The sequence below is a fragment of the Massilia brevitalea genome, from assembly GCF_030711405.1.
GTDB lineage: Bacteria > Pseudomonadota > Gammaproteobacteria > Burkholderiales > Burkholderiaceae_D > Telluria > Telluria brevitalea.
The window spans coordinates 1-825 of the sequence record NZ_JAULSI010000123.1 but is presented as its reverse complement, the minus strand read 5'-3'; the positions used below and the strand labels follow the sequence as shown (position 1 = coordinate 825).

Below are 825 nucleotides of genomic sequence, written 5' to 3'. Positions count from 1 at the left end.
GGCTCTGGTGCAAATCTGCGACTCGGCTAGAATGATGACCTTTGCACAGCATGAGTAACCGTCCAAGCAAGACCGACCTGTTCAAGGGCAGACACTTCGAGCAAGAGATCATCGTCTTGTGCGTGCGCTGGTACCTGCGCTACAAGCTTTCCTACCGCGACTTGGTCGAGATGATGGCCGAGCGAGGCCTGCCGATCGCTCACACGACAATCCTGCGCTGGGTTCGGCGCTACGTGCCTGAGTTCGATAAGCACTGGAGCCGGTTTTCGGCGCAGGCAGGCGCGTCCTGGCGCGTTGACGAAACTTACGTCAGGATCCGCGGCCAGTGGGCTTATCTCTACCGGGCGGTCGATGCGGCAGGCAAGACCGTCGACTTTCGGCTCAGCCCGCGGCGCAACGTCGCCTCGGCCAAGGCCTTCTTCCGCAAAGCGGTACGTTCTCAAGGCCGGCCGCCTGAGACTATTACGCTGGACGGGTATGCAGCTTCTCACCGAGCCGTTCGAGAACTTCAACAGCAAGGCATGCTAGCCGAACTGACGAGACTTCGCTCGTCGAAATATCTGAACAATCTGGTCGAGCAAGACCATCGAAATGTGAAGTCCAGACTGGGCGCCATGCTTGGCCTCAAAAGCTTCGCTACCGCTGCCATCACAATTCGCGGCGTCGAGCTCATGCATCGCATTCGCAAGGGGCAGTTCGACTTACGTGCTCTGGCACTCCAAGGGCAAGGTCCGTGCGAAATCTGGGCAGCTGTCCTCGCTGCCTGAGCTAGCGGCACAGCTAGCTAAGTTTGTTCGTCCTTAACCAATAATTTGCACCAGAGCC

General features: G+C 58.3%; 1 protein-coding gene. It reads left to right on the top strand.

Annotation, left to right across the window (positions count from 1 at the left end; all coding sequences use genetic code 11):
* Positions 1 to 50 precede the first annotated feature (50 nt).
* The gene (locus tag QWL29_RS26555; RefSeq protein WP_305825850.1) at positions 51 to 767 is read left to right on the top strand and encodes an IS6 family transposase; all 717 of its coding nucleotides are present in this window, start codon (positions 51 to 53) and stop codon (positions 765 to 767) included.
* Positions 768 to 825: the final 58 nt, after the last annotated feature.

Bases quoted from the DNA above. Each gene is read 5' to 3' on its own strand.
- QWL29_RS26555 (WP_305825850.1), top strand. From the start codon at position 51: ATGAGTAACCGTCCAAGCAAGACCGACCTGTTCAAGGGCAGACACTTC.